The following is a 20,620-nucleotide window of genomic DNA, read 5'->3' on the forward strand; positions in this document are numbered from 1 at the left end:
CCCTCAAGCGGCTCCGTGAGATCGGCGATATCGACCTGCTCGGTGGAGCCGGGCAGCGGGGGACGGTCTACCGCCGGACGTGACCGACCTCTCGAGCCGGGCCTCAGTAGACCAGGGCCTGGGCCCCGTCGCGCAGGATCTCCTCCGTGAACAGTGCGGAGCCCGCGATCCGGACCCCTGGCAGCACGTCGGCCTCGGTGATGTCCCGGCGTGCGGCGCACTGGGTGCAGAGCGTCACGGTCCCCGCGGCCAGGACGGCCTCCAGCAGGTCGGGCAGCGGCGTCGCGTGCTCGAGCGCGAGGTCGGCGGCGCGGCCCGGCAGCGCGAACCACGCCGACTCGCCGGTGAGCCAGAGGCTCACCTCGGCCCCGGACGCCACCGCGGCGGCGGCGACGGTGAATGCCTGGTTGGTGGCCTCTGGCCGGTCCAGGCCTGCAGTGGTCTTGATCACGAGCTGGCGCATGCCGCTGACTGTAGGCGCTGGACCGTTAGGATCGACACCATGTCGATCCATGCCCTTGAGCTCATCTTCACCGGCCTCATCGTCGCCGTCGCCGTCGCGGTCACCTGGTTCGCCGGCTACGTCGTCTACAAGCTGTACGCCGGCCAGCGCTGATGACGTTCACCTTCCCGGACGGCCTCTCGCCCGAGGTGTACCCGCTGGCCTGGCTGGTGGGTCGCTGGCGCGGTGAGGGCGTGATCGAGTACCCGGGCATCGGCAAGAAGGCGTTCGTGCAGGACCTGGTCTTCGACCACGACGGCGGCCCCTACGTGCGGTTCGAGTCCACCCTGCGGGTGCTGGAGGACGTGGTGCCGGACGCGCTGCCCGGGGACGGCGAATGGCCGGCCCCGGTGCCTGACCCGACGGAGACGGAGGCGCCGGAGACCGCCGCTCCCGCCGACACCGTGGGCCCCGGCACCGCGGGCCCCGGCACAGTGTGGTCCACCGAGACGGGCTACTGGCGTGTGTCCACCGACCGCCCCGACGGCATGGACGACGACAAGCAGGCGCTCGAGGTGCTCGTGGCCGACGCCTCGGGGCGCATCACCGTCTACATCGGCGCCGCGGGCAACGGGCGGATCGACCTGGCGTCCGACGCGATAGCGCGCACGTCGACGGCGTCCGAGGTGCGGGCGTCGAAGCGGCTGTACGGACTGGTCGAGGGCCGACTGCTGTGGGTGGAGGAGCTCGCGGCGTTCGGCGAGCCGCTCCGCTCGTACGCGTCGGCGGAGCTGGATCGGCAATGAACCGTGTCAGGCCCATGGGCCACTCCGGTGGCCCGAGCGTCTGACACGTCGTGCGGGCGGGGAATGCCTCGCCCGCCCCCGACGCTGCACCTGAGGTGAGCATGGATTACGTGAGCCCCCTGTTGAGCCGCCACGGCGCGGTCGCCGCCACCGGACCCGACGCCGGGATCGCCTGGCACTACGGCGACCCGACCGCCGAGCAGCGTGCGCTGTCGCGCGGCGGCGCCGTGGTCGACCAGTCGCACCTGGGGGTCGTCCGTGTCGCAGGGCCGGACCGGCTGACCTGGCTGCACTCGATCACCTCGCAGCAGCTGGACGACCTGGCCCCCCGGGCGAGCACCGAGCTGCTCGTCCTGTCACCGCAGGGTCACATCGAGTACGTGGCGGGCGTCGTGGACGACGGCGAGGCCACGTGGCTGATCACCGAGCGCGAGTCGGCGCCCGGCCTGGCCGGCTGGCTCGACCGCATGAAGTTCACGCTCCGCGTCGAGGTCACGGACGCCACCGAGGAGTGGGCGGCGATCGGCGAGCCCGTCGCTGCCGACGGCATCGAGGGCGAACCGGTGACCTGGCACGACGCCTGGCCCGTCGTTGCCGCCGGCGGCACGCGCTACGGTCCGCCCGAGTCCGAGCACCCCGGCGCGGAGCGCCCGTGGCGGCTCGTGCTGGTGCCCCGCGCCGAGCTGGAGTCCGAGGTCGCGGCCCGTGAGGCCGCCGGCTGGCCGCTCGCCGGTACCTGGGCCACCGAGGCGCTCCGGGTCGAGGCCTGGCGCCCGCGGTACGCGCGTGAGGTCGACGCCCGCGCGATCCCGCACGAGCTGGACTGGCTCCGGACCGCCGTCCACATCAACAAGGGCTGCTACCGGGGCCAGGAGACGGTCGCCCGGGTGCACAACCTCGGCCGGCCGCCGCGCCGGCTGGTGATGCTGCACCTCGACGGCTCGCAGCACCTGCTCCCGGAGCCGGGCGCCGAGGTGCGCCTCCCGGCGTCGGACGGCGGAGCGGGGAAGGTCGTCGGCACGCTCACCTCGATGGCCCGCCACCACGAGCTGGGCCCGATCGGTCTCGCGGTGCTCAAGCGCAACGTGCCGGAGGACGTCGAGCTCATGGTGTCGGGCGAGATCTCCGGCCAGGTCATCGAGGTCTCCGCGGCGCAGGAGACGGTGGTCCCTGGTGACGGCATGTCGGTCGACCGTCCCGAGGCGCACGGTCCGCTGACCCGCGGCCTGCGCGGGCCGGGCAGCCTGATCTGACGCGTATCCGGTCGGTCTGCTGCCAGACCGCACCCGCACCTGTCAGACGTACGGGTCACTCGGCTGACCCGTACCTCTGACACGTACGGCGGATCCGGGCGGATGCGAGGATGCCTCCGTGACCTCATTGCCCGGTTCGGCGGACGAGATATGGCAGAAGGCCATGCGCACGCTGGTCCTGCGCACGCGGCTGCGCCAGGGCTGGACGCGGGCACGGGCCGGTCTGATCCCCATCGCCCAGGCGTCGATCGCCGCCGGCATCGCGTACGCCGTGGCGCACTACGTGCTGGGCCACGAGATGCCGTTCTTCGCGCCGGTCGCCGCCTGGGTCTGCCTCGGGTTCACGGCGCTGCGCGACGTGCGCCGGGTGGCCGAGATGGCCGTCGGGGTGGCCGTCGGCGTCGGCATGGGCGACCTGCTGGTGCACCTCATCGGCTCGGGCTGGTGGCAGCTCACCGTGGTGCTGTTCATCGCCGCCATCGCGGCGCGGTTCATCGACCGGGGTGCGCTCCTCGTGATCCAGGCCGGCGCTCAGGCGATCATCGTGGTGGGCCTGCCGTCGGCGTCAGGCGGACCGCTCGGGCGGTGGACCGACGCTCTGATCGGTGGCGCCATCGCGCTGCTCGTCGCGCTGCTCACGCCGGGTGACACCCGGCGTCGCCCGCGCGCGCTCGCCGAGCAGGCCGTGACGGAGCTCGCCCAGACCCTCGAGACCCTCGCCCGCGGCATGCGCTCGCGCGACGTGGACGACGTCGGCGCCGCCCTGGTACGTGGCCGAGCCTCCGAGCCCGTGCTCGCGGAATGGCAGGAGGGCGCCCGCGCCGCACGCGAGCTGGCCCGGATCTCCGTGGGGCGGATGCACCGTGGCGAGCTGGCGCGGCTGGAGGAGCAGGCGGTGCTCGTCGACCGGACGATGCGGTCGGTGCGGGTCCTCGCCCGCCGGGTCATCCCTGTGCTCGAGGCCGACCACGACGTCGAGCCGGTCGCCGAGCTGATCGAGGGCTTCGCGTCGGGTGTCCGGCAGCTCGCCTCCGACGTCGGGTCCGGGGGCGACGGCGCTCGCGGACGCGAGGCCCTGGCCGCCGTGGCCGCGCAGGCGGACCCGCGAACCGTCGGCGAGGGGCACTGGCAGGTGCAGTCGTTGGTGATGCTGCTGCGGTCGCCCATCGTCGACACCCTGGAGGCCGCCGGCGCCTCCCCGGGCGAGGCACGGGACGCGCTGCCGGAGCTGTGACCCCGGGCCGCATCCCGGGGGCCGAGGTGATTAGGCGGCGGTCCGGCGGATTCGGGGACGGTCGAAGGGTGCGGACGTGGGCAGCCGGTCCGGCGTAACGTGCGGAGGCATGTCAAGGTCTGGTGCTGCAGCGGTCGCCGTCGCGGTGGTTCTCGCCGTCGTGGGCTGCACGACGGCGGAGCCACCCGCCAGCTCGGGCAGCACCGAGACCTCCGCCGTGGCGGGGACGCCGTCGCCCGAGTCGTCGGTCTCCGTGTCGCCCTCGCCCGCCGCGACCGGCCCGCACCGTGAGGTGGAGTTCCCCGCGGCCGACGGCGAACCGGTCGCGGGACGGTTCTTCGACGGCCGGGACGCCGGGTCCGGTGCGCGGGAAGCCGCCACCGTCGGCGTCGTGCTGTCCCACATGGGGCGCTCGGTGGACGGCCCGGACGACTGGCAGGCGTACGCGGAGTCCCTGGCCGACCGCGGCTACCTGGTGCTCACCTACACGGAACGCGGCCAGTACGACGAGATCTGGAACGACGTCCTCGGCGGCGTGAGCTACCTCCGCGACGAGGGGGCGACGACGGTCATCGCGGCCGGCGCGAGCATCGGCGCGATGGCGAGCCTGTACGCCGCGAGCGAGCGGGAGGCGTCAGGGATCGACGCGGTGCTCTGGCTGGCGGGCGTGCTGAACAGCTCCGGCTACGCCTTCGAGGAGAAGGGGGTCGAGGGGCTCGACTGCCCGGTGCTGATCGTCGCCGGCGAGGACGACACGTACGGTGCGGGCTCCGATGCGGAGACCCTGCACGGCTGGACCAGCGGGTTCAGCGAGCTGCTCCTCCTGCCGAGCCGCTATCACGGCACGGACATCCTGACCCTGGAGCGCCCGAGGACCGCGCGGAAGCTGCGCCGGGCGATGGACGACTTCGTGGACCGCGTGGCCGAGGAGCGGCCGGGGGAGTGCACGGCCGGCTGACACCAGCATGCTGTCCGGGCCTGCCCAGGGGAACGGCCGGGCAGTGCCGTAGGCTCGCGCCGTGGGATTCTTGCAGTGGTTTGTCATGGCCGCGCTCGCGCTCGTGGTCTTCGTCGTGCAGGTCGTCGCGTTCATCGACGCCGTGCGTCGACCGGACAAGGGCTTTCGGGCCGAAGGACGGGTGCCCAAGGCCGGCTGGCTGGGGATCCTGGCCTTCGCCGCGGCCCTCGGCTTCCTCGGCCTGCCCCAGGGCTGGATGCAGGGCGGGTTCATGTTCGGCTCCTTCCTCAACATCATCGCGGTGGCGCCGGCGATCATCTACTGGGTGAGCGTGCGTCCCCGCCTGCAGCCGTACGGCACGGGCAACAAGCCGCGCGGTCCGCAGAGCGGCTGGTGACGGCACCCATGGCGGCCGGACGGCCCGCGTCGATGTCCCGCGCCGGCGGACCGGCGTCGGGCGGCGTGCTCGACGACGCCGCACCGCTCGCCGAGGTGATCCGCGGCGACCTCGTGGAGTCGGTCCACCTGGGGCACCTCGTGGTGCTCGACCCGGCGGGCCGGCCGGTGATCCAGGTGGGCAACCCGACCACGCCGATCTGGGCCCGGTCGTCGCTCAAGCCGCTGCAGCTCGTCGCGATGCTGCGTGCCGGCCTGGAGCTGCCGGACCGCCTGCTGGCGCTGGCCGCCGCGAGCCACAACGGCGAGCGGTTCCACCTGGAGGGCGTGCTGCAGATCCTCGGCTCCGTGGGCCTGGGCGTCGGAGCGCTGCGGAACACGCCCGACCTGCCGCTCTACCCGCAGGCCGCGCTCGAGTGGCACATGGCGCCGCTGGGTGGCGGACCGGGTCCGGCGTCGCTCGCGCAGAACTGCTCCGGCAAGCATGCCGCGATGCTCGCCACCTGCCTCACGCAGGGCTGGGACATCGAGACCTACCTGTCGTCCGAGCACCCGCTGCAGCGCGCCGTCCGCGCCACCATCCTCGACCTGACCGGCGATGCCGAGGTGGTCATGCACGCCACCGTGGACGGCTGCGGCGCGCCGCTGTTCTCCACGACGCTGCTCGGTCTGGCGCGCGCGTTCTCGGTCCTGGGCGCCGCGCCCACCGTCGACGTCCGCTCGCACGAGGCGCGCGCCGGCCGCGCGATCTCCGCGCATCCCGACATGGTGGGCGGCACGGGCCGCGACGCCACGCTCGCCATGCAGGCGGTGCCGGGCCTGGTCGCGAAGGACGGGGCCGAGGGCGTCTACGCCGCCGGCCTGCCCGACGGCTCCGCCATCGCGTTCAAGGTGCTCGACGGCTCCGCCCGCTCCCGTCCGGCCATCCTCGCCGCCGCCCTGCGCGCGGCGGGTGCGGCAGGCCTGCCGGGGGTGTACCCCGGCGGGCTCGACGGGCTGGGCCGCGTGCCCGTGCTCGGCGGCGGGCGGCCGGTCGGGGAGGTCCGGGCGGTCTTCAGCGACGCGTTCACCGAGGGCCGCCGATGAGGGCGGTGCTGCAGCGTGTCACTCGCGCGTCCGTGCTGGTCGACGGCGAGGTGGTGGGTGCCATCGACAAGCCGGGGGTCCTGGCGCTGGTCGGCGTGACGCACGACGACGGCCCCGCCGAGGTCGAGACGATCGCCCGCAAGATCGCCGACCTGCGGATCCTGCACGACGAGAAGTCGGTAGCCGACGTCGGCGCGCCGGTGCTCGTCGTCAGTCAGTTCACGCTCTACGGCGACGCCCGCAAGGGGCGCCGCCCGACGTGGAACCAGGCCGCACCCGGGCCGGTCGCGGAGCCCCTCGTGGGCGCCGTCGTCGCCGCGCTCCGGGAGCGCGGGCTGACCGTCGAGACCGGGCGGTTCGGCGCGGACATGCAGGTGGAGCTCGTCAACGACGGCCCGGTGACGATCCTCCTCGAGGCCTGAGCGCCCAGGCGCCCCGCGCTCGGATCAGCCGCGCCTCCGGCTCAGCCGCGCAGCGCCAGCACCGCCAGCTCCGTACGGGAACGGACCCCGAGCTTGCGGAATACCCGCCCCAGGTGCACCTCCACGGTGCGGACCGACACGTAGAGGTTCGCGGCGACCTGCCGGTTGGTCCGGCCCTGCACCACGAGCCGCGCCACGTCGAGCTCGCGCTCGGTGAGCAGGCCGTTCCACTGCCCGCACGGCTCCTCCTGCCCGACGCCGGGGGCGGCCTCTCCCGACGACTCGCCCGGTGCCCGCCCGGCGGCGTCGGTCGGCCGAGCCTCGCCAGTCGTTCGGGCGTCGCCGGCTGTTCGGGCCTCGCCGGCCGAGCGCACCTGAGCGGTGCTCTCGTCGGGCCCACCTGGAGCGGCCCTCCGGAGGGCCGCTCCGCCGGCACCCGGTGCGGTGCGGCCAGCGCCCGCCGGCATGAGCTCCGGCGTCCTGAGCGTCTGTTCGGCGACGTGCTCCCAGGCCTTCGCGCCGGACTCCTCGAACAGCTCGTGCGCACCGAGCAGGTGCGCGGCGGCGTCCACGGGCAGGCCGAGGCGGGCCAGGGCCCGGGCGGCGACCAGCTCCGTGAGGCCGCGCTCGAACGTGGAACCCACGCGGAGCGAGGCCTCGACGGCCCGCTCACGTGCCCGGTTGACGCCAGAGGCATCGGCGAGGGCCAGCTCGGCGCGTGCCAGGTCGAGCCGACGGCGGCGCACCGGCCCGCCGGCGAACCCGCCCACCGACTCCGGCCCGACCGGCGGCAGGACGCGCAGTCGCAGCCGCTCGTAGGAGCGCCGGGCCGCACGGTCCTGCCCGGCGAGGACCAGCAGCTCGACCGGGTCGGACGTCGGCAGCCACAGCCGGTGCAGGTCGTCGCCGCCTCGCTCGGCCGCGAGCCCGAGGAGCGTGGCCGCCTCGACCCAGCGCCCGTCGAACACGGCGGTCTGGGCCCGGTCACCGAGCGTGGCCGCCCGCACCACGGGCGCGACCTGGCCCGGCACCGACGCCTCGAGCGCCGCCGTCGGCCGGCTGAGGTGCCCGTCACGGACCAGGTCGAGGCGCCGCGCGAGCGCGATCCCGAGCCCACCGAACGCGAGGGCGACGGGGAGGCGTTCGACGGCGTCGTCGAGCACCGCCGCGGCCCCGGTGATGTCGCCGAGGCGCAGCGCGAGGTAGGACTGCGCCACCCGCAGGTGTGCCTCCGCGAGCGGGCTCATCGCCTCGTCGGGGCCGTCGAACCACCGGCCGGACGGGTGGGCGGGGGCCAGCTCCGCGACCTCGGACAGGGTGGTCGCGGCTTCGCCGGGAGCACCGTCGAGGAGGCGGATCGTCTTGCGCGCTGCGGTGATCGCCGCGCGGTCGACACCACAGAGGTCATCGGGGAGGACGGCGTCGGGCCGGCCGTCCAGGAGCGCGAGCGCGATACCGAGCGGGCGAGCGGCGTCGGGTGCGCCGATAGCGGACGAGCCGGTGTCGGCCGGGTGGGTGGCGCGCCGGAGGTGCACGACGGCGTCGTGCACGTGCCCCGCCCACAGCGCCGCACGCCCGGCGACCGCGAAGGCGCGTGCTCGCACCGTGCCGGTCCCGTGGCTCGCGGCCTCGCGGGCGACCTCGTGCGCACGATGCACGTCGCCGCGGGCGAGGTGCTGCTCGGCGAGCTCGACCAGGCCGTCGGCGAGCAGGGGATCGCCGGCGAGCGTGCTCAGCGCCGTGTGCCACATCGCGATGAGCGGCTCGTCGGCCTTGCGGTGCACGTCCGCCAGGGCGACGTGGGCGGCGGTGCGGGTGGCCAGGTCGGCGTCGTCGTGCACCACCGAGCGGATGCGTGGATGGTGGAACCGGAACCGGCCGCCCACGAGATGCAGGTGGCGCCCGGCCGGCCCGGCCATGAGCGTGTCGATGTCGGTGCCCGACGCGGCGAGCAGCACCTCGGTGCGGTCCACCACGGCGACGGCGGCGACGAGCAGCACGCGGCGCGCGTCGTCGTCGAGCCCGAGCGGGCCCACGGCTTCGCGGACCGCACGCGCGGCGGGTAGCGGGTCCGGCATCAGTGCCGTCCCGAGAAGATGCTCGTCGTCGAGCATCCGGGCTGTCTGGTCGACACATCCAGGTTCGTCACCCACCACTCGGCTGAGCTCGCACGCGACGTTTGGCGCCACGGTGCGGTCACCGAGGGAGAGCGGAAAAACGACTTGCAGCGGCAGCGCGGTCATCGTTGACCCTCCCCGGATTCGTTCACGGTGCTCGCAAGTATGGCCTCCTCGCCTTTCACCCGCATCAAACTGAGGCCACGACTTTTGCTGCGGTACGCCGATCGACCTGCCATCCTGCCCCACCGGCCGGCCGATGTATCTACTACCGCACGATGTTGTTCCGGTGGCGCAAAGCGTGGGCCGCAACAACCTCGTGCGGTATCAGATGGTTCCACTACGTAGTGCCATCGTGTGGAATTCCCTTATTCCCCATTAACGCAGGTTTCCTTACTTTTAGCGGAACACCGTTTCTGGAGCATCGCGACCGGAACAGAGAGGGAAGACGATGGACTCGACGTACGAACCGGCGTCAGGCGCCAGCAGGACGACCAGGAGAATCCTCGCGGGGGTGGCGGCGATCGCCGTCGCCGCTTCCGCCGCCGTGGCGGGCGTGGGCCTGCACGCGGCGAACGCAGCAGAGGCAGAGCCGGCTACCGCAGCGAGCTCCTCCGCGATCAACGGCTTCCGCAGCGTCGGCTACTTCACGCAATGGGGCGTGTACGGGCGCGGCTACCAGGTCAAGCAGCTCGACACGTCCGGTGTGGCGGACGAGCTGACCCACATCAACTACGCGTTCGCGAACATCCACCACCAGGACCTCGAGTGCTTCGAGGCCAACAAGGCGCAGAGCCCCGGGCCCAACGGGTCCGACGGCGCGGGCGACGCCTGGGCCGACTACGGCATGGGCTACACGGCCGCCAACTCGGTGTCGGGTACTGCCGACACCTGGGACCAGCCGCTCGCTGGATCGTTCAACCAGCTCAAGCAGCTCAAGGAGAAGCACCCGGACCTCAAGGTCATGATGTCGATGGGTGGATGGACCTGGTCCAAGAACTTCTCGCTCGCGGCCGCGACGGACGCCTCGCGCGAGAAGCTCGTGTCGAGCTGCATCGACATGTTCATCAAGGGCAACCTGCCGGTCATCGACGGTCGCGGTGGCCCCGGTGCCGCCGCGGGTGTCTTCGACGGGTTCGACATCGACTGGGAGTGGCCCGGTTCGCCGAACGGCGCGCCAGGCAACCACGTCGACCCCGTGAACGACGCGCGCAACTTCAAGCTCCTGCTCGCCGAGTTCCGGGAGCAGCTCGACGCGCTCGGCGCGACGACGGGCGAGGACTACGAGCTCTCCGCGTTCCTGCCCGCCAACCCGGCGGACATCGAGGCCGGCGGCTGGAACGACCCCGAGATCTTCAACTATCTCGACTTCGGCAACGTCCAGGGCTACGACCTGCACGGGGCCTGGGACCCGGCATTGACCGGCCACCAGGGCAACCTCTACCACGACCCGGCGGACCCGCGGGAGCCCGCACGGCAGTTCAGCGTGGACCTCGCGGTGCAGTCGTACGTGGACGCGGGGATCGACCCGGCGCAGCTCGGCCTCGGTCTCGCGATGTACGGGCGCGGCTGGACCGGCGCACCGTCGTCCGACGCGTGGGGCACCGCGACCGGCCCGGCCTCGGGCCAGTGGGAAGCGGGCATCAACGACTACGACGTCATCAAGAACACCGGCACGGGGTACTACGACGCCGAGCTCGGGGCCGCCTGGCGGCACGACGGCAACACGTGGTGGTCGTACGACAACGAGCAGTCCGTGACCGCCAAGGCCGACTACATCCGGGCGCAGGGCCTGGGCGGGGCCATGTGGTGGGACCTGTCCGGCGACCGGTCGGGTGAGCTGACCGGCGCGCTGTGGAACGTGCTCGGCTCCGGCACGCCGGGCCCGGTGGAGGACGGCGGTTCGACCGACCCGACTGACCCGCCGACCGATCCGCCGACGGACCCGCCGACCGACCCGCCGGGCGATGTCTGCGCCTCGGACGCCTGGAGCGCTTCGGAGATCTATGTGGGTGGCGACACGGTGTCGCACGACGGGCACGAGTGGCGTGCCAAGTGGTGGACGACGAACGAGACACCGGGCACCACGGGTGAGTGGGGCGTCTGGGAGGACCAGGGCGCCTGCTGATCGGGGCGGCATCAGGTAGTCGGTAGAACGTCAGGTGGTCGGTACCCCGGGGTGCCGATCACCTGACGTTCTACCGACCACAACGTGATATCCACCCACATGTGCAAGACCGGGGGTGTTCGCGACAGAGTTAGGGCGTGGACGACAGCCCCGGCGCCTCGCAGGACGAGCCGCCGCACCCCCGGCCGCCGCACGACGACGCCTGGTTCAGCGCGCTCTTCGACGCGCACTCGCGCGCTCTCTACTCGTACTTCGTCCGCCGGCTGCCCGACGGCGGTCGGACCTCCGACGCCGAGGACCTCGCCGCCGAGGTGCTGGCCACGGCGTGGCGCCGCCGCGATGACGTGCCGGACGGCGCCGAGCTGCCGTGGATGTACCGGACCGCCGGCTACGTGCTGGCGAACCATCGGCGCAAGATGCGCGCGCTGCCGGTAGCCGTCGTCCCGGACGAGCCGGACGACGTGGACCCCGCGACCTTCGCTGCGGCCGACGACGCCGTCCGCCAGGTCCTGTCCCGGCTGGCTCCGCGCGACCGGCGCATCCTGCTGCTGGTCGCGTGGGACGGGCTGTCGGGCGACCAGCTCGCCCAGGTGCTCGGTGTCTCCCGTGGTGGGGCCGACGCCGCGCTGTTCCGCGCCCGGGCCCGGCTCCGCGACGCGTGGGACGGCCAGGAGCAAGCGGTGGACGCATGAGCACATGTAGGAGGTGTGCTCGGTGCGTAGCCGGGCACGGCACGGAGGGACGGCGATGAACGAGCACGAGCGGCCGGTGGACCCGGCGTTCGACCGCCTGGTGGCGGCGGACCCCGCGAGGCGCGCCCCCGACCTGGCCCAGGGCGTGCTCCGGGCCAAGGTCGACGCGCTGATCGCCGAGCAGGCCGGCGCGGAGCCCGCCGGACGTGGACCCGCCGGGCGGGAACCGGCAGGACGGGAACCAGCAGGACCGGGACCAGCAGGGCGCGAGCAGCCGGACGACCTGGCGGTGCGGCGCCACCGGCGTCGGACGCCATGGCTGGTCGCGGCCGCCGTGGCCGGCATCGTCGCGGCGGGCGGCGGGGGCTACGTCGTCGGAGAGCGCGGCCTGGGGGCGTCGTCGACCGCGGACACGGCGGCCGAGTCCAGCGGCGAGACGCCGTCGCTTCTCGGGGCGCCGGACAAGCCCGGTCCCGAGGCTGAGTCCGAGTCAGGCGCGGGGCCGCTCGACGCGACCGGCGACCCGCCGACGGCGACCGCGTTCGTGTTCCACGCCGGCGCAGGGCTCTCCGAGATGCCCAGGACGGCGGAGGTGCGGGTGGCCGGGACGCCCGGGGCGAGCCTCGGCTCCTACCCGGTGGTCAGCGAGGTGGAGGCCGTCGAGCGGCTCGGGGACCCGCGGTTCGCCGGCGCGGTGTTGAGCCGGCCCCGGCAGGTCCTGCCGCAGGAGGAGACCGGGTCGCCGGCACCACCGGTGCCCGGCGGGCCGGTCGCCTTGCCCGTCGAGGACGTGACCATCCGCTCGGCGGCTCTCACCGAGGCGCGCTACACGCTGCCGGACGGCACGATGCTGCTCGTCCCGGCCTACGACCTCACCGACGCCGAGAGCCGCACCTGGACGGTCATGGCCGTGGACGAGGAACTGCTCGACTTCGCACCGTGACGCGACTGTCCTGTGGGCGTCGTAGGGTCGAGCAGGCAGGGATCCAGAACTTCACATCCTGAACTTCACAAGGAGTGCAACCATGGCAACACGTACCGCCCGCACCGCTTGGAACGGCACCTTCACGGAGGGGTCGGGGCAGGTCGAGCTGTCGTCGTCGGGCGTGGGGACGTACGACGTCTCCTGGCCGGCGCGTATCGCCGACCAGGCCAGCGGCGTCACCAGCCCCGAGGAGCTGCTCGCGGCGTCGCACTCGTCGTGCTTCACCATGGCGTTCACGAACGAGCTCGGCTCCGCCGGCGCGACGCCGGAGCAGATCGAGGTCACGGCCGACGTGACCCTCGGGCCGGACCCGGCCGGCGGCGTCCGCGTCACCAAGAGCGCCCTGACGGTGCGCGGGTTCGCGACGGGCATCGACGAGGCGGGCTTCAAGGCCGCCGCGGAGGCTGCCAAGACCGGCTGCCCGATCTCGAAGGCCCTCACGGGCGTCGACCAGATCACGCTGGACGTCACCTTCGAGGGCTGACCTCTCTTCGTTGAGTGCTGGCCATTTGTTGATTTCGCAGCCAGAAACCCGCAAATACCCAGCACTCAACGGCAGGTCGGACAGGTGTGCGGCTCGCCGCTCTCTGGTGCGAGAATCGCGACGTGCCATCGCAGACCAACGATTCCCCGTCCCGGAACGGTATGAACGACGACCAACGCGTTGCGCACGGCTCGACAGGACACACGGCCGACGACGCAGAGGCCGCCCGGGCCGCGCGCGAGAAGGCAGAGATCCGCGCCGCCGCGGAGACGGAACGCAGCCGCGCCGAGAGCGAGGAGCTGCGCAAGGCCGCGCGCCGCGAGGCGGACCACGCGGCCGAGGCCGCCCGCGAGGCGGTGGCCGACGCGTTGCGGACCGCCATGGACGGCGCCGTCGACACCAGCACCCGCCGCCGCGCCGAGTACTCCACCGACGCGTCCAACTACCGGGTCGTCCCGCAGGGCGTGCTGTTCCCGGCGAGCACGGACGACGTCGTCGCGGCGCTCGAGGTGCTGCGCGAGCTCAAGATCCCGATCACGGCGCGCGGCGCCGGCACGTCGGTCGCGGGCAACTCGGTCGGTCCCGGCGTCGTGCTCGACCTGGGGCGGAACCTCAACAAGGTGCTGAGCATCGACCCCGAGCGGCGCACGGCCCGTGTCCAGCCGGGCACGATCATGTCGACGCTCCAGACGGAGGCCAAGCCCCACGGCCTGCGCTTCGGCCCCGACCCCAGCACGCAGAACCGCGCGACGCTCGGCGGCATGATCGGCAACAACGCCTGCGGTCCGCACGCCGTCGCGTACGGGCGCACGGCTGACAACGTGGTGTCGCTCGACGTCGTCGACGGCTCCGGCCGGCGGTTCACCGCCGGCTCCGGCGACCCCGAGTTCGCCGACGTCCCCGGCCTCAAGGAGCTGGTCCGGGACAACCTGGCGCTGATCCGCACGGAGTTCGGCCGGTTCGGCAGGCAGGTGTCCGGCTACTCGCTCGAGCACCTGCTGCCCGAGCACGGCTCGAACCTCGCCCGTGCCCTCGTGGGCACGGAGGGCACGCTCGTCACGGTGCTGGAGGCGGAGCTCAACCTGGTGGAGACGCCGGGCGCACCCACGCTCGTCGTCCTCGCCTACCCCGACATGGCCACGGCCGCCGACGACGTCCCCCGCCTGCTGGACCACAAGCCCCTCGCGATCGAGGGCATGGACGCCCGCCTGGTCGACGTCGTGCGGCGCGCAAAGGGCGACGGCTCGGTGCCCCCGCTGCCCGGTGCCGATACCCGGGGCGTCTCGGGCTGGCTGATGATCGAGGTCGGCGGCTCGTCGCAGGCCGAGGCCATGGGCCGCGCGGACGCGATCGTCGCGTCGTCGACGGCGCTGGACTCCCTGGTTCTTCCCGCCGGGCCGGACGCCACGAAGATGTGGCAGATCCGGGCCGACGGCGCAGGGCTCGCCGGCCGCACGCCCGCCGGTGAGCAGGCCTGGCCCGGCTGGGAGGACTCGGCGGTGCCGCCCGAGAAGCTGGGGCCTTACCTGCGGGACCTGCAGCGGCTCATGGACCGGTACGGCGTGGACGGGCTGCCGTACGGGCACTTCGGCGACGGCTGCGTGCACCTGCGGATCGACATCCCGCTGGAGACGTCGGGGTCGGTGCTGCGGACCTTCATGATCGAGGCGGCGGAGCTCGTCGCGAGCTACGGCGGGTCGCTGTCCGGAGAGCACGGTGACGGTCGCGCCCGGTCCGAGCTGCTGCCGCTCATCTACTCGCCGGACGCGATCGCGCTGATGGAGCAGTTCAAGGCCTTGTTCGACCCGAAGGACCTGCTCAACCCGGGCGTCGTCGTGCGGCCGCGGGCCGTGGACGCCGACCTGCGCCGGCCCCAGGCGGCACCGGTGCGCACAAAGCTGCCGCTGGTGGGCAAGGGGTCGGGCCGCGGCGTGCGGCGCGAGTCCGGGTACGAGGGGTTCTCGTTCGCGCACGACCACAACGACCTGTCCACGGCGGTGCACCGTTGCGTGGGCGTGGGCAAGTGCCGCGCCGACACCTCGGCGTCGGGCGGCTTCATGTGCCCCAGCTACCTGGCGACGAAGGACGAGAAGGACGTGACCCGCGGCCGCGCCCGCGTGCTGCAGGAGGCGGTGAACGGGACCCTCGTCGGCGGCCTCGCGGCGCCGGAGGTGCGCGAGTCGCTGGACCTCTGCCTGTCGTGCAAGGCGTGCTCGAGCGACTGCCCGGCGGGCGTCGACATGGCGCAGTACAAGTCGGAGGTCCTGTACCGGACCTACCGCGGCAAGCTGCGTCCGGTGGACCACTACGCCCTCGGCTGGCTGCCGCGCTGGGCGCGCCTCGCCGGTGCCGTGCCCGAGCTGGTCAACGGCCTGCTGGGTGTGAAGTGGATCGGCAAGGCGGTGCTGTGGGCGGGTGGCATGGACACACGCCGGTCGATGCCGAGGTTCGCCGAGGTGCCGTTCCGGCAGTGGTGGGCGCGCGGCGGCGCGACGCACGGCGTGCCCGGCCTGCCCGTCACGGACGAGGAAGGGCTGGGCGTGCCCGGACGCGAGGGCGAGACGGCGGCCCGGCTCGCGACCAAGCCGAAGGTCGTGCTCTGGACCGACTCGTTCAGCGACGCCCTCTCGCCCACGGTGCCCCAGGCGGCCGTGAAGGTGCTGACGGCGGCTGGGTTCTCGGTGATCGTGCCCGACGAGCAGGCCTGCTGCGGCCTCACCTGGATCTCGACGGGCCAGCTCGACGGCGCCCGGCGCCGCCTGCTCAAGCTGCTCGAGGTGCTCGGGCCGTACGCGGTCAACGGCATCCCGATCATGGGACTGGAGCCGTCCTGCACCGCGGTCCTGCGCTCCGACCTGCTCGACCTGTTCCCGGACGACCCGCGCGCGCAGGCCGTCGCCCGCATGACGCGGACGCCTGCCGAGCTGCTCACCTCGGCCGACACCCCGGACGAGTGGGAGCTGCCCTCCCTGGCGGACGTGTCCGCGGTGGTGCAGCCGCACTGCCACCAGCACTCGGTGATGGGGTACGAGGCGGACCAGAACCTGCTCGAGCAGGGCGGGGCGAAGGTCGAGGTGCTCGCGGGCTGCTGCGGTCTGGCCGGCAACTTCGGCATGCAGAAGGGGCACTACGAGACGTCGGTGGCGGTCGCCGAGAACGCCCTGCTGCCCGCGCTGCGCGACGCCGCCCCCGGCACCACCTACCTCGCCGACGGCTTCTCGTGCCGCACGCAGGCGCTGGATCTCGCGGGTGTGGAGGGCAAGTCGCTGCTGGAGGTCATTGCGGACCGCTTGTAGGGGGAGGCGGCGCTCCGCCGCAGGTCGGAGCCACATCCGTCGGCCGGGTGATCCGCGCGGAGCCGTCCGTCGTGAGGATGGGAGCACAGCCGAGACGAAGGAGACTCCCATGGATCGCACCACTCGCCGGGCGGCCATCGCCCTGAGCGCGACACTGGCGCTCGCGGCACCACTGGCCGTCGCAGGGTCCGCGCACGCCGCAGACGACCGGTCGCCGAGGCCGGCCGTCACCGCCGCCGACGCCCCGCTGTCCGAGCTGGTCGCCGACGCTGCTCGCGAAGCCAAGGCCGACGGCGCCCAGAACCGAGCGCTGGCGCAGGGCCCGGGGACGCCGGCCGACGACGCCCTCTCCGCAGCCCTGGACGACCTGGTCGCCGACGGTGCGATCGCCGTGACGGCACGCGTCGAGACGGCGTCGGGCAGCTGGAGCGACGCGGCGGGGACCCGCGAGCGCGAGGGCCGCGCACCGGCCAGGGCCCGTGACCGGTTCTGGGTCGCGAGCAACACCAAGCCGATGGTCGCGACGCTCGTGATGCAGGAGGTCGAGAAGGGCACGTGGACCCTCGACACCCCCGTCGAGGACGTGCTGCCCGGCGTCATGCCCGCGGGCGTGACGATCGAGCAGCTGCTCAGCCACCGCTCGGGCGCGCCGACCGCCACCGACTGGATCGTCGGGTCGCGGATGACCGACCCGACGTCGCTCGACGAGTACTTCGAGGTGATGGGCCAGGAGGTCACGCCGGCCGACCACATCGAGGCCCTGCAGTCCGCGCCGTGGGTGCACGAGCCGGGGACCGACTTCTCCTACTCGAACGCCGGGTACGTGGTGCTCGGCCTGATGCTCGAGGAGGTCACCGGACGGAGCGTCGAGAACCTGCTGGAGCACAGGGTGTTCGCCCCGGCGGGGATGCGGCAGAGCGCCTACCCCGACGACCCGGGCGTGCGCGGCCCGTTCCTCCACGAGTCGGCCTACACGGGCCCGGAGGGCGCCGGCTGGTACGACCTCGACCACTGGGACCCGAGCCTGTTCGCCGCGGCGGGCGCCGTCACCAGCACCACCGAGGACCTCGCCGACTTCACGGAGGCCCTCGTCACCGGACGCCTGGTCGACGCGGAGACCGCCGAGGACATGCTGGAGCCCCGGACCGTGGACCACGAGCTGTTCCCCGACTACGGCCTGGGCGTCTACCGCGTCCCGGACCCGTGCGTCCCGGGCGGCTGGCTCTACGGGCACGACGGCGCCTCGCTGGGCACCCTCTCCATGACGCTGACGTCGCCCGACGGCGAGCGGCAGCTGTCCTTCGGCGTCACCGGGCGGGACTACGCCTACCCGGTCTACACCGACGAGCCGCTGTACGACCTGAACAGCGTGCTGGTGCCGATGCTGCAGGCCACCTGCTGACCTAGAGTCGGAGTCGCAGCCACTCGGGCTCAAGGATCTTGTCGAAGGCGATCTCGGCCGCGCCGCGCAGCGGGCCGAGATCGCCTGCCGTGCCCGCGAGGATGCGCGGCGGGCGCGCGCGCCGGAACTCCATGAGTGCCTCGGCGCAGGCCCGCTCGATCAGGTCGTGACGCAGCCGGATCAGCTCGACCCCGAGCCCGGAGAGGGTGATCGCCTCGGGGTCGAGGGCGTTGGCCAGGGCGCCGAGCCCGCGACCCAGGGCGATGGCGTTGTCGTCGACAGCCCGGCCCGCCTCGGCGTCGCCGTCCTCTGCGCGGGCCACGATCTCGCGCCCCAGCTCCCGCCCGGCCGCTCGGCCTGGTTCGAACCCGAAGTGCCGCACCAGCGCGTTGGTACCCACGTCAAGGCTCCAGCACCCTGCGACGCCGCACAGGCAGCGCAGCCTGGAGCCGGTGAGCGGCATGTGCCCGAACTCCCCGGCGATGTTGTGGGCGCCGCGCTGAGAATCCCCGCCCAGCAACAGGGTCCCGCCGATGTCGAAGTCGATGTGGAAGTGCAGGGCCGTCCCGATCTCGCGCAGAGCGCCCCGCCGGGCCTCGGCGAGCCCGGCGAGCCTGGCGTCGTTGTCCACCACGGTCGGTGGCCACCCGTCGCCGACATGTTCGTCGAGGTCCACTTCGTCCCAGCCCAGATGTGAGATGTGCAGACGACGGCCGTCCCGGACCGGCCCTGCCACGGCGATACCGAGCGCTGCGAGCCGGCCGTCGGCGTACCGGCGGGTCGCCCGGCGCAGGTCGTCGAACACCGCAGGGGTCCGGTCATGCACACCCGTCTCCAGCTCGGTCAGCCGGCCGCCCAGCTCGATCCGCGCCAGGGTCCAGGAGTCCTCGCGGACGTCGGCGGCAAAGGCGACCGGTCCGTCGGGATGGGCTAGCAGCAGGGTCGTGGGCCGGCCGCGGCCGGTCGTCGCGGCGGCGACCTCGTGGAGCAGCCGCGCTGACTCCAGCTCGCCGACGAGCGCCGCGGCGGTGTTACGGCCGATGCCCAGCAGGCGCGCGACGCCGGCGCGGGTGAGCGGGCCGTCGGCGCTGTGGACCGCGCGAAGCAGCCGCGCCTGGTTGTGGAGGCGGAGGTCGGCGCTCGTCTTCACCTGCTGCATGGCAGGCATTATTCCGCGCGCTGCCGCGCCGCCGCACCTTTTATGTTCGAAGCGAGGACAAAATTTGACGGTGCCAGGTCCGACCATTAGGTTCTCGGCGGAAACAAAAGATCTGCCAGCCAAGGACGGACATGAATCCCGACACCGCTGCCCTGCGTCGTGCCCGCATCGGCGTATTCGCCACGTTTGCCACGTCTGGCTTCGTCATGGGCGCGTGGGCGGCTGCTCTCCCGTCGGTCGACCACCGGCTGGGTCTCGGCGAGGCCCGGCTGGGCACGCTGCTCCTGCTCATCCAGGTCGTCGGTCTGGTCACGATGTTCGCCGCGGGCAGGATCGCCGACCGGATCACCACGCGAGGTCTGCTGCGCTGGACCGGTCCCGCCACCCAGCTGGTCCTCATCGCGCCCGCGCTCGCACCGAGCTACGAGACACTCCTGCTCTGCGGCGCGCTCTACGGGGTCGGCGTCGGTTTCGTCGAGGTGGGCCTCAACGCCCACTCCGTGGAGCTCGAGCGCTACTACAAGCGGCCCATCGTCTCGTCGTTCCACGGCTTCTGGAGCCTCGGCGGCGCTGTCGCAGGCGCGCTCACCTCGCTCGGCCTCACCCTGGGGCTGGGGAACCAGGCCATGCTGGTGATCGCCGCCGTGGCCTGTGCGGTGATCTTCGCGGTCTTCACCCGTCCGCTGCTGCCTCCTCCACCAGATCTCACGCCCAGCACCGACCCAGGCACCCCGGCGAGGGCTGCCCGTCTCGGTGCGGTCGCGCTCGGCGCGATGTTCGTGCTCGGGCTCGGTGGGCACCTCATCGAGTCCGGGGCGATCGACTGGGCGAACCTGCACGCCGCCCGAGTCCTGCACGCGGACGAGGTGCTCGCGCCACTGTCGTACACGGTGTTCGCCTGCGCGATGACGGTCTTCCGCCTCCTGGGTGACCCGATCCGTGCTCGGCTCGGCCCGGGCCGCGCGCTGCTGAGCGCGGGAGCCGTGGCTGCCGCCGGCTACGTCCTCGTCCTCGTCTCGGCCAGGGACGGTGGGCTCCCCCTCGCCTGGGCCGGCTGGATCCTCGCGGGCAGCGGGATCGCGCTGATCGTTCCGGTGCTGTTCAGCGCCATGGGTGAGGCAGGGGGCTCGTCGTCGAACATCGCACTGATCTCGATCTCCGGGTCGGCCGGCCTGCTCATCGGTCCGGCCGCGATCGGGTACATCGGAGCGGCCAGCGACCTGACGGTCGGCCTGATGGTCCCCGCCGTCCTCGCGGTGTTCGTCGCGCTGGCCGGCCCGATCACCATGCGCAACCTCCTGAGGGGCCGGGTGCCCCTGCCGGCGGAGCGCACCGCGGTCACCAGGGCCGACTGACGGCCCTGCTCGTCAGTCCTCCAACCACTCCGTCTCGAACCGGTCGTTCGCGTGGATGTGCACCGCCTCGTAGAGGTCGGCGCCGAGGGTGCGGAACTTGTGCGGCACCATCGCCTCGACCACGAGGATCTGGCCGCCCACGGCCTGGATCTCCTCGCTTCCCACGGTGAAGAGCGCCCGGCCGGACCGGATCAGGAAGGTCTCGGAGTAGGGATGCCGGTGCAGGCGGGGCCCGATGCCGTCCTCGGTCACCCGCTCGAAGATGACGGACACCTCCGAGCCGTGGAGGTACCCCTCGAAGTTGCCGTGCGGCAGTGTCGTCTGCTCGATCGCCTGAAGAGTCATGTGCTCAGGCTGGCGGGCGCGCCGCCGTGCGGCAACGCAATTCGTCGTCGACCGAACCTC

Annotated in this window: 18 protein-coding genes; 14 read left to right on the forward strand and 4 right to left on the reverse strand. The window is 73.0% G+C overall.

Annotated elements, in window-relative coordinates; all coding sequences use genetic code 11:
* Positions 1–103 precede the first annotated feature (103 nt).
* Positions 104–463: a DsrE family protein gene (locus AB0F40_RS16695; protein WP_357469655.1), complete on the reverse strand. Its 360-nt coding sequence runs from the start codon at positions 461–463 to the stop codon at positions 104–106.
* Between the two features lie 152 nt (positions 464–615).
* Here AB0F40_RS16695 and AB0F40_RS16700 point away from each other — a divergent pair, with 152 nt between their 5' ends.
* From AB0F40_RS16700 to dtd, 7 genes are all read left to right on the forward strand, one after another.
* A complete protein-coding gene (locus AB0F40_RS16700; protein WP_357469658.1) occupies positions 616–1,248 on the forward strand; it encodes an FABP family protein in 633 nt (210 codons plus the stop codon).
* 101 nt (positions 1,249–1,349) lie between these two features.
* Positions 1,350–2,501 (forward strand): folate-binding protein, encoded by a 1,152-nt coding sequence (locus tag AB0F40_RS16705; RefSeq protein ID WP_357469661.1) that lies wholly within the window; start codon positions 1,350–1,352, stop codon positions 2,499–2,501.
* Positions 2,502–2,619: 118 nt separating this feature from the next.
* Positions 2,620–3,735: an FUSC family protein gene (locus AB0F40_RS16710; RefSeq protein WP_357469664.1), complete on the forward strand. Its 1,116-nt coding sequence runs from the start codon at positions 2,620–2,622 to the stop codon at positions 3,733–3,735.
* A 109-nt stretch (positions 3,736–3,844) separates the two neighbouring features.
* Entirely contained in the window at positions 3,845–4,693 is an 849-nt protein-coding gene (locus AB0F40_RS16715; protein WP_357469667.1) for a hypothetical protein, read from the forward strand.
* Between the two features lie 61 nt (positions 4,694–4,754).
* The gene (locus AB0F40_RS16720) at positions 4,755–5,090 is read left to right on the forward strand and encodes a DUF2516 family protein (RefSeq protein ID WP_357469670.1); all 336 of its coding nucleotides are present in this window, start codon (positions 4,755–4,757) and stop codon (positions 5,088–5,090) included.
* A 32-nt stretch (positions 5,091–5,122) separates the two neighbouring features.
* Positions 5,123–6,175 carry an asparaginase gene (locus AB0F40_RS16725; RefSeq protein ID WP_357469780.1) on the forward strand — a complete coding sequence of 351 codons (1,053 nt, stop codon included), beginning with the start codon at positions 5,123–5,125 and terminating at the stop codon, positions 6,173–6,175.
* Positions 6,172–6,597 (forward strand): D-aminoacyl-tRNA deacylase, encoded by a 426-nt coding sequence (gene dtd, locus AB0F40_RS16730; RefSeq protein WP_357469673.1) that lies wholly within the window; start codon positions 6,172–6,174, stop codon positions 6,595–6,597. Before AB0F40_RS16725 ends, dtd begins: the two co-directional genes overlap by 4 nt.
* A gap of 41 nt (positions 6,598–6,638) precedes the next feature.
* Here dtd and AB0F40_RS16735 read toward each other — a convergent pair whose 3' ends face one another.
* Complete coding sequence (locus AB0F40_RS16735; RefSeq protein WP_357469677.1) at positions 6,639–8,711, reverse strand: helix-turn-helix transcriptional regulator; 2,073 nt, start codon at positions 8,709–8,711, stop codon at positions 6,639–6,641.
* 454 nt (positions 8,712–9,165) lie between these two features.
* Between AB0F40_RS16735 and AB0F40_RS16740 the strand changes: the two genes are divergently transcribed.
* The 6 genes from AB0F40_RS16740 to AB0F40_RS16765 all read left to right on the forward strand — a co-directional run bounded on the left by AB0F40_RS16740 (position 9,166) and on the right by AB0F40_RS16765 (position 17,701).
* Positions 9,166–10,842: a glycosyl hydrolase family 18 protein gene (locus AB0F40_RS16740; protein ID WP_357469680.1), complete on the forward strand. Its 1,677-nt coding sequence runs from the start codon at positions 9,166–9,168 to the stop codon at positions 10,840–10,842.
* A 137-nt stretch (positions 10,843–10,979) separates the two neighbouring features.
* Complete coding sequence (locus AB0F40_RS16745; RefSeq protein ID WP_357469684.1) at positions 10,980–11,534, forward strand: sigma-70 family RNA polymerase sigma factor; 555 nt, start codon at positions 10,980–10,982, stop codon at positions 11,532–11,534.
* Between the two features lie 55 nt (positions 11,535–11,589).
* On the forward strand, positions 11,590–12,477 hold the full coding sequence (locus tag AB0F40_RS16750; RefSeq protein WP_357469688.1) for a hypothetical protein: 888 nt from the start codon (positions 11,590–11,592) through the stop codon (positions 12,475–12,477).
* 82 nt (positions 12,478–12,559) lie between these two features.
* The gene (locus tag AB0F40_RS16755) at positions 12,560–13,003 is read left to right on the forward strand and encodes an OsmC family peroxiredoxin (protein ID WP_357469692.1); all 444 of its coding nucleotides are present in this window, start codon (positions 12,560–12,562) and stop codon (positions 13,001–13,003) included.
* A 380-nt stretch (positions 13,004–13,383) separates the two neighbouring features.
* Complete coding sequence (locus AB0F40_RS16760; RefSeq protein WP_357469783.1) at positions 13,384–16,299, forward strand: FAD-linked oxidase C-terminal domain-containing protein; 2,916 nt, start codon at positions 13,384–13,386, stop codon at positions 16,297–16,299.
* A gap of 109 nt (positions 16,300–16,408) precedes the next feature.
* Positions 16,409–17,701 (forward strand): serine hydrolase domain-containing protein, encoded by a 1,293-nt coding sequence (locus AB0F40_RS16765; RefSeq protein WP_357469695.1) that lies wholly within the window; start codon positions 16,409–16,411, stop codon positions 17,699–17,701.
* A 1-nt stretch (position 17,702) separates the two neighbouring features.
* Here the strand turns inward: AB0F40_RS16765 and AB0F40_RS16770 are convergent, their stop codons facing one another.
* On the reverse strand, positions 17,703–18,860 hold the full coding sequence (locus tag AB0F40_RS16770) for an ROK family protein (protein WP_357469698.1): 1,158 nt from the start codon (positions 18,858–18,860) through the stop codon (positions 17,703–17,705).
* Between the two features lie 131 nt (positions 18,861–18,991).
* On the opposite strand from AB0F40_RS16770, the gene AB0F40_RS16775 reads away from it, so the two are divergent.
* Complete coding sequence (locus AB0F40_RS16775; RefSeq protein WP_357469701.1) at positions 18,992–20,215, forward strand: MFS transporter; 1,224 nt, start codon at positions 18,992–18,994, stop codon at positions 20,213–20,215.
* 12 nt (positions 20,216–20,227) lie between these two features.
* Here the strand turns inward: AB0F40_RS16775 and AB0F40_RS16780 are convergent, their stop codons facing one another.
* Entirely contained in the window at positions 20,228–20,560 is a 333-nt protein-coding gene (locus tag AB0F40_RS16780; protein ID WP_357469704.1) for a cupin domain-containing protein, read from the reverse strand.
* Positions 20,561–20,620 lie beyond the last annotated feature (60 nt).

This window comes from Promicromonospora sp. NPDC023987 (assembly GCF_040639055.1).
Classification (GTDB): domain Bacteria; phylum Actinomycetota; class Actinomycetes; order Actinomycetales; family Cellulomonadaceae; genus Promicromonospora.

Excerpts from the sequence above, each read along its gene's own strand:
- AB0F40_RS16700 (WP_357469658.1), top strand. The coding sequence starts at position 616 with ATGACGTTCACCTTCCCGGACGGCCTCTCGCCCGAGGTGTACCCGCTG.
- AB0F40_RS16735 (WP_357469677.1), bottom strand. The coding sequence starts at position 8,711 with ATGCTCGACGACGAGCATCTTCTCGGGACGGCACTGATGCCGGACCCG.
- AB0F40_RS16780 (WP_357469704.1), bottom strand. The coding sequence starts at position 20,560 with ATGACTCTTCAGGCGATCGAGCAGACGACACTGCCGCACGGCAACTTC.
- AB0F40_RS16695 (WP_357469655.1), bottom strand. The coding sequence starts at position 463 with ATGCGCCAGCTCGTGATCAAGACCACTGCAGGCCTGGACCGGCCAGAG.
- AB0F40_RS16725 (WP_357469780.1), top strand. The coding sequence starts at position 5,123 with ATGTCCCGCGCCGGCGGACCGGCGTCGGGCGGCGTGCTCGACGACGCC.
- AB0F40_RS16705 (WP_357469661.1), top strand. The coding sequence starts at position 1,350 with ATGGATTACGTGAGCCCCCTGTTGAGCCGCCACGGCGCGGTCGCCGCC.
- AB0F40_RS16750 (WP_357469688.1), top strand. The coding sequence starts at position 11,590 with ATGAACGAGCACGAGCGGCCGGTGGACCCGGCGTTCGACCGCCTGGTG.
- dtd (WP_357469673.1), top strand. The coding sequence starts at position 6,172 with ATGAGGGCGGTGCTGCAGCGTGTCACTCGCGCGTCCGTGCTGGTCGAC.
- AB0F40_RS16760 (WP_357469783.1), top strand. The coding sequence starts at position 13,384 with ATGGACGGCGCCGTCGACACCAGCACCCGCCGCCGCGCCGAGTACTCC.
- AB0F40_RS16775 (WP_357469701.1), top strand. The coding sequence starts at position 18,992 with ATGAATCCCGACACCGCTGCCCTGCGTCGTGCCCGCATCGGCGTATTC.
- AB0F40_RS16740 (WP_357469680.1), top strand. The coding sequence starts at position 9,166 with ATGGACTCGACGTACGAACCGGCGTCAGGCGCCAGCAGGACGACCAGG.
- AB0F40_RS16770 (WP_357469698.1), bottom strand. The coding sequence starts at position 18,860 with ATGCAGCAGGTGAAGACGAGCGCCGACCTCCGCCTCCACAACCAGGCG.
- AB0F40_RS16765 (WP_357469695.1), top strand. The coding sequence starts at position 16,409 with ATGGATCGCACCACTCGCCGGGCGGCCATCGCCCTGAGCGCGACACTG.
- AB0F40_RS16715 (WP_357469667.1), top strand. The coding sequence starts at position 3,845 with ATGTCAAGGTCTGGTGCTGCAGCGGTCGCCGTCGCGGTGGTTCTCGCC.
- AB0F40_RS16755 (WP_357469692.1), top strand. The coding sequence starts at position 12,560 with ATGGCAACACGTACCGCCCGCACCGCTTGGAACGGCACCTTCACGGAG.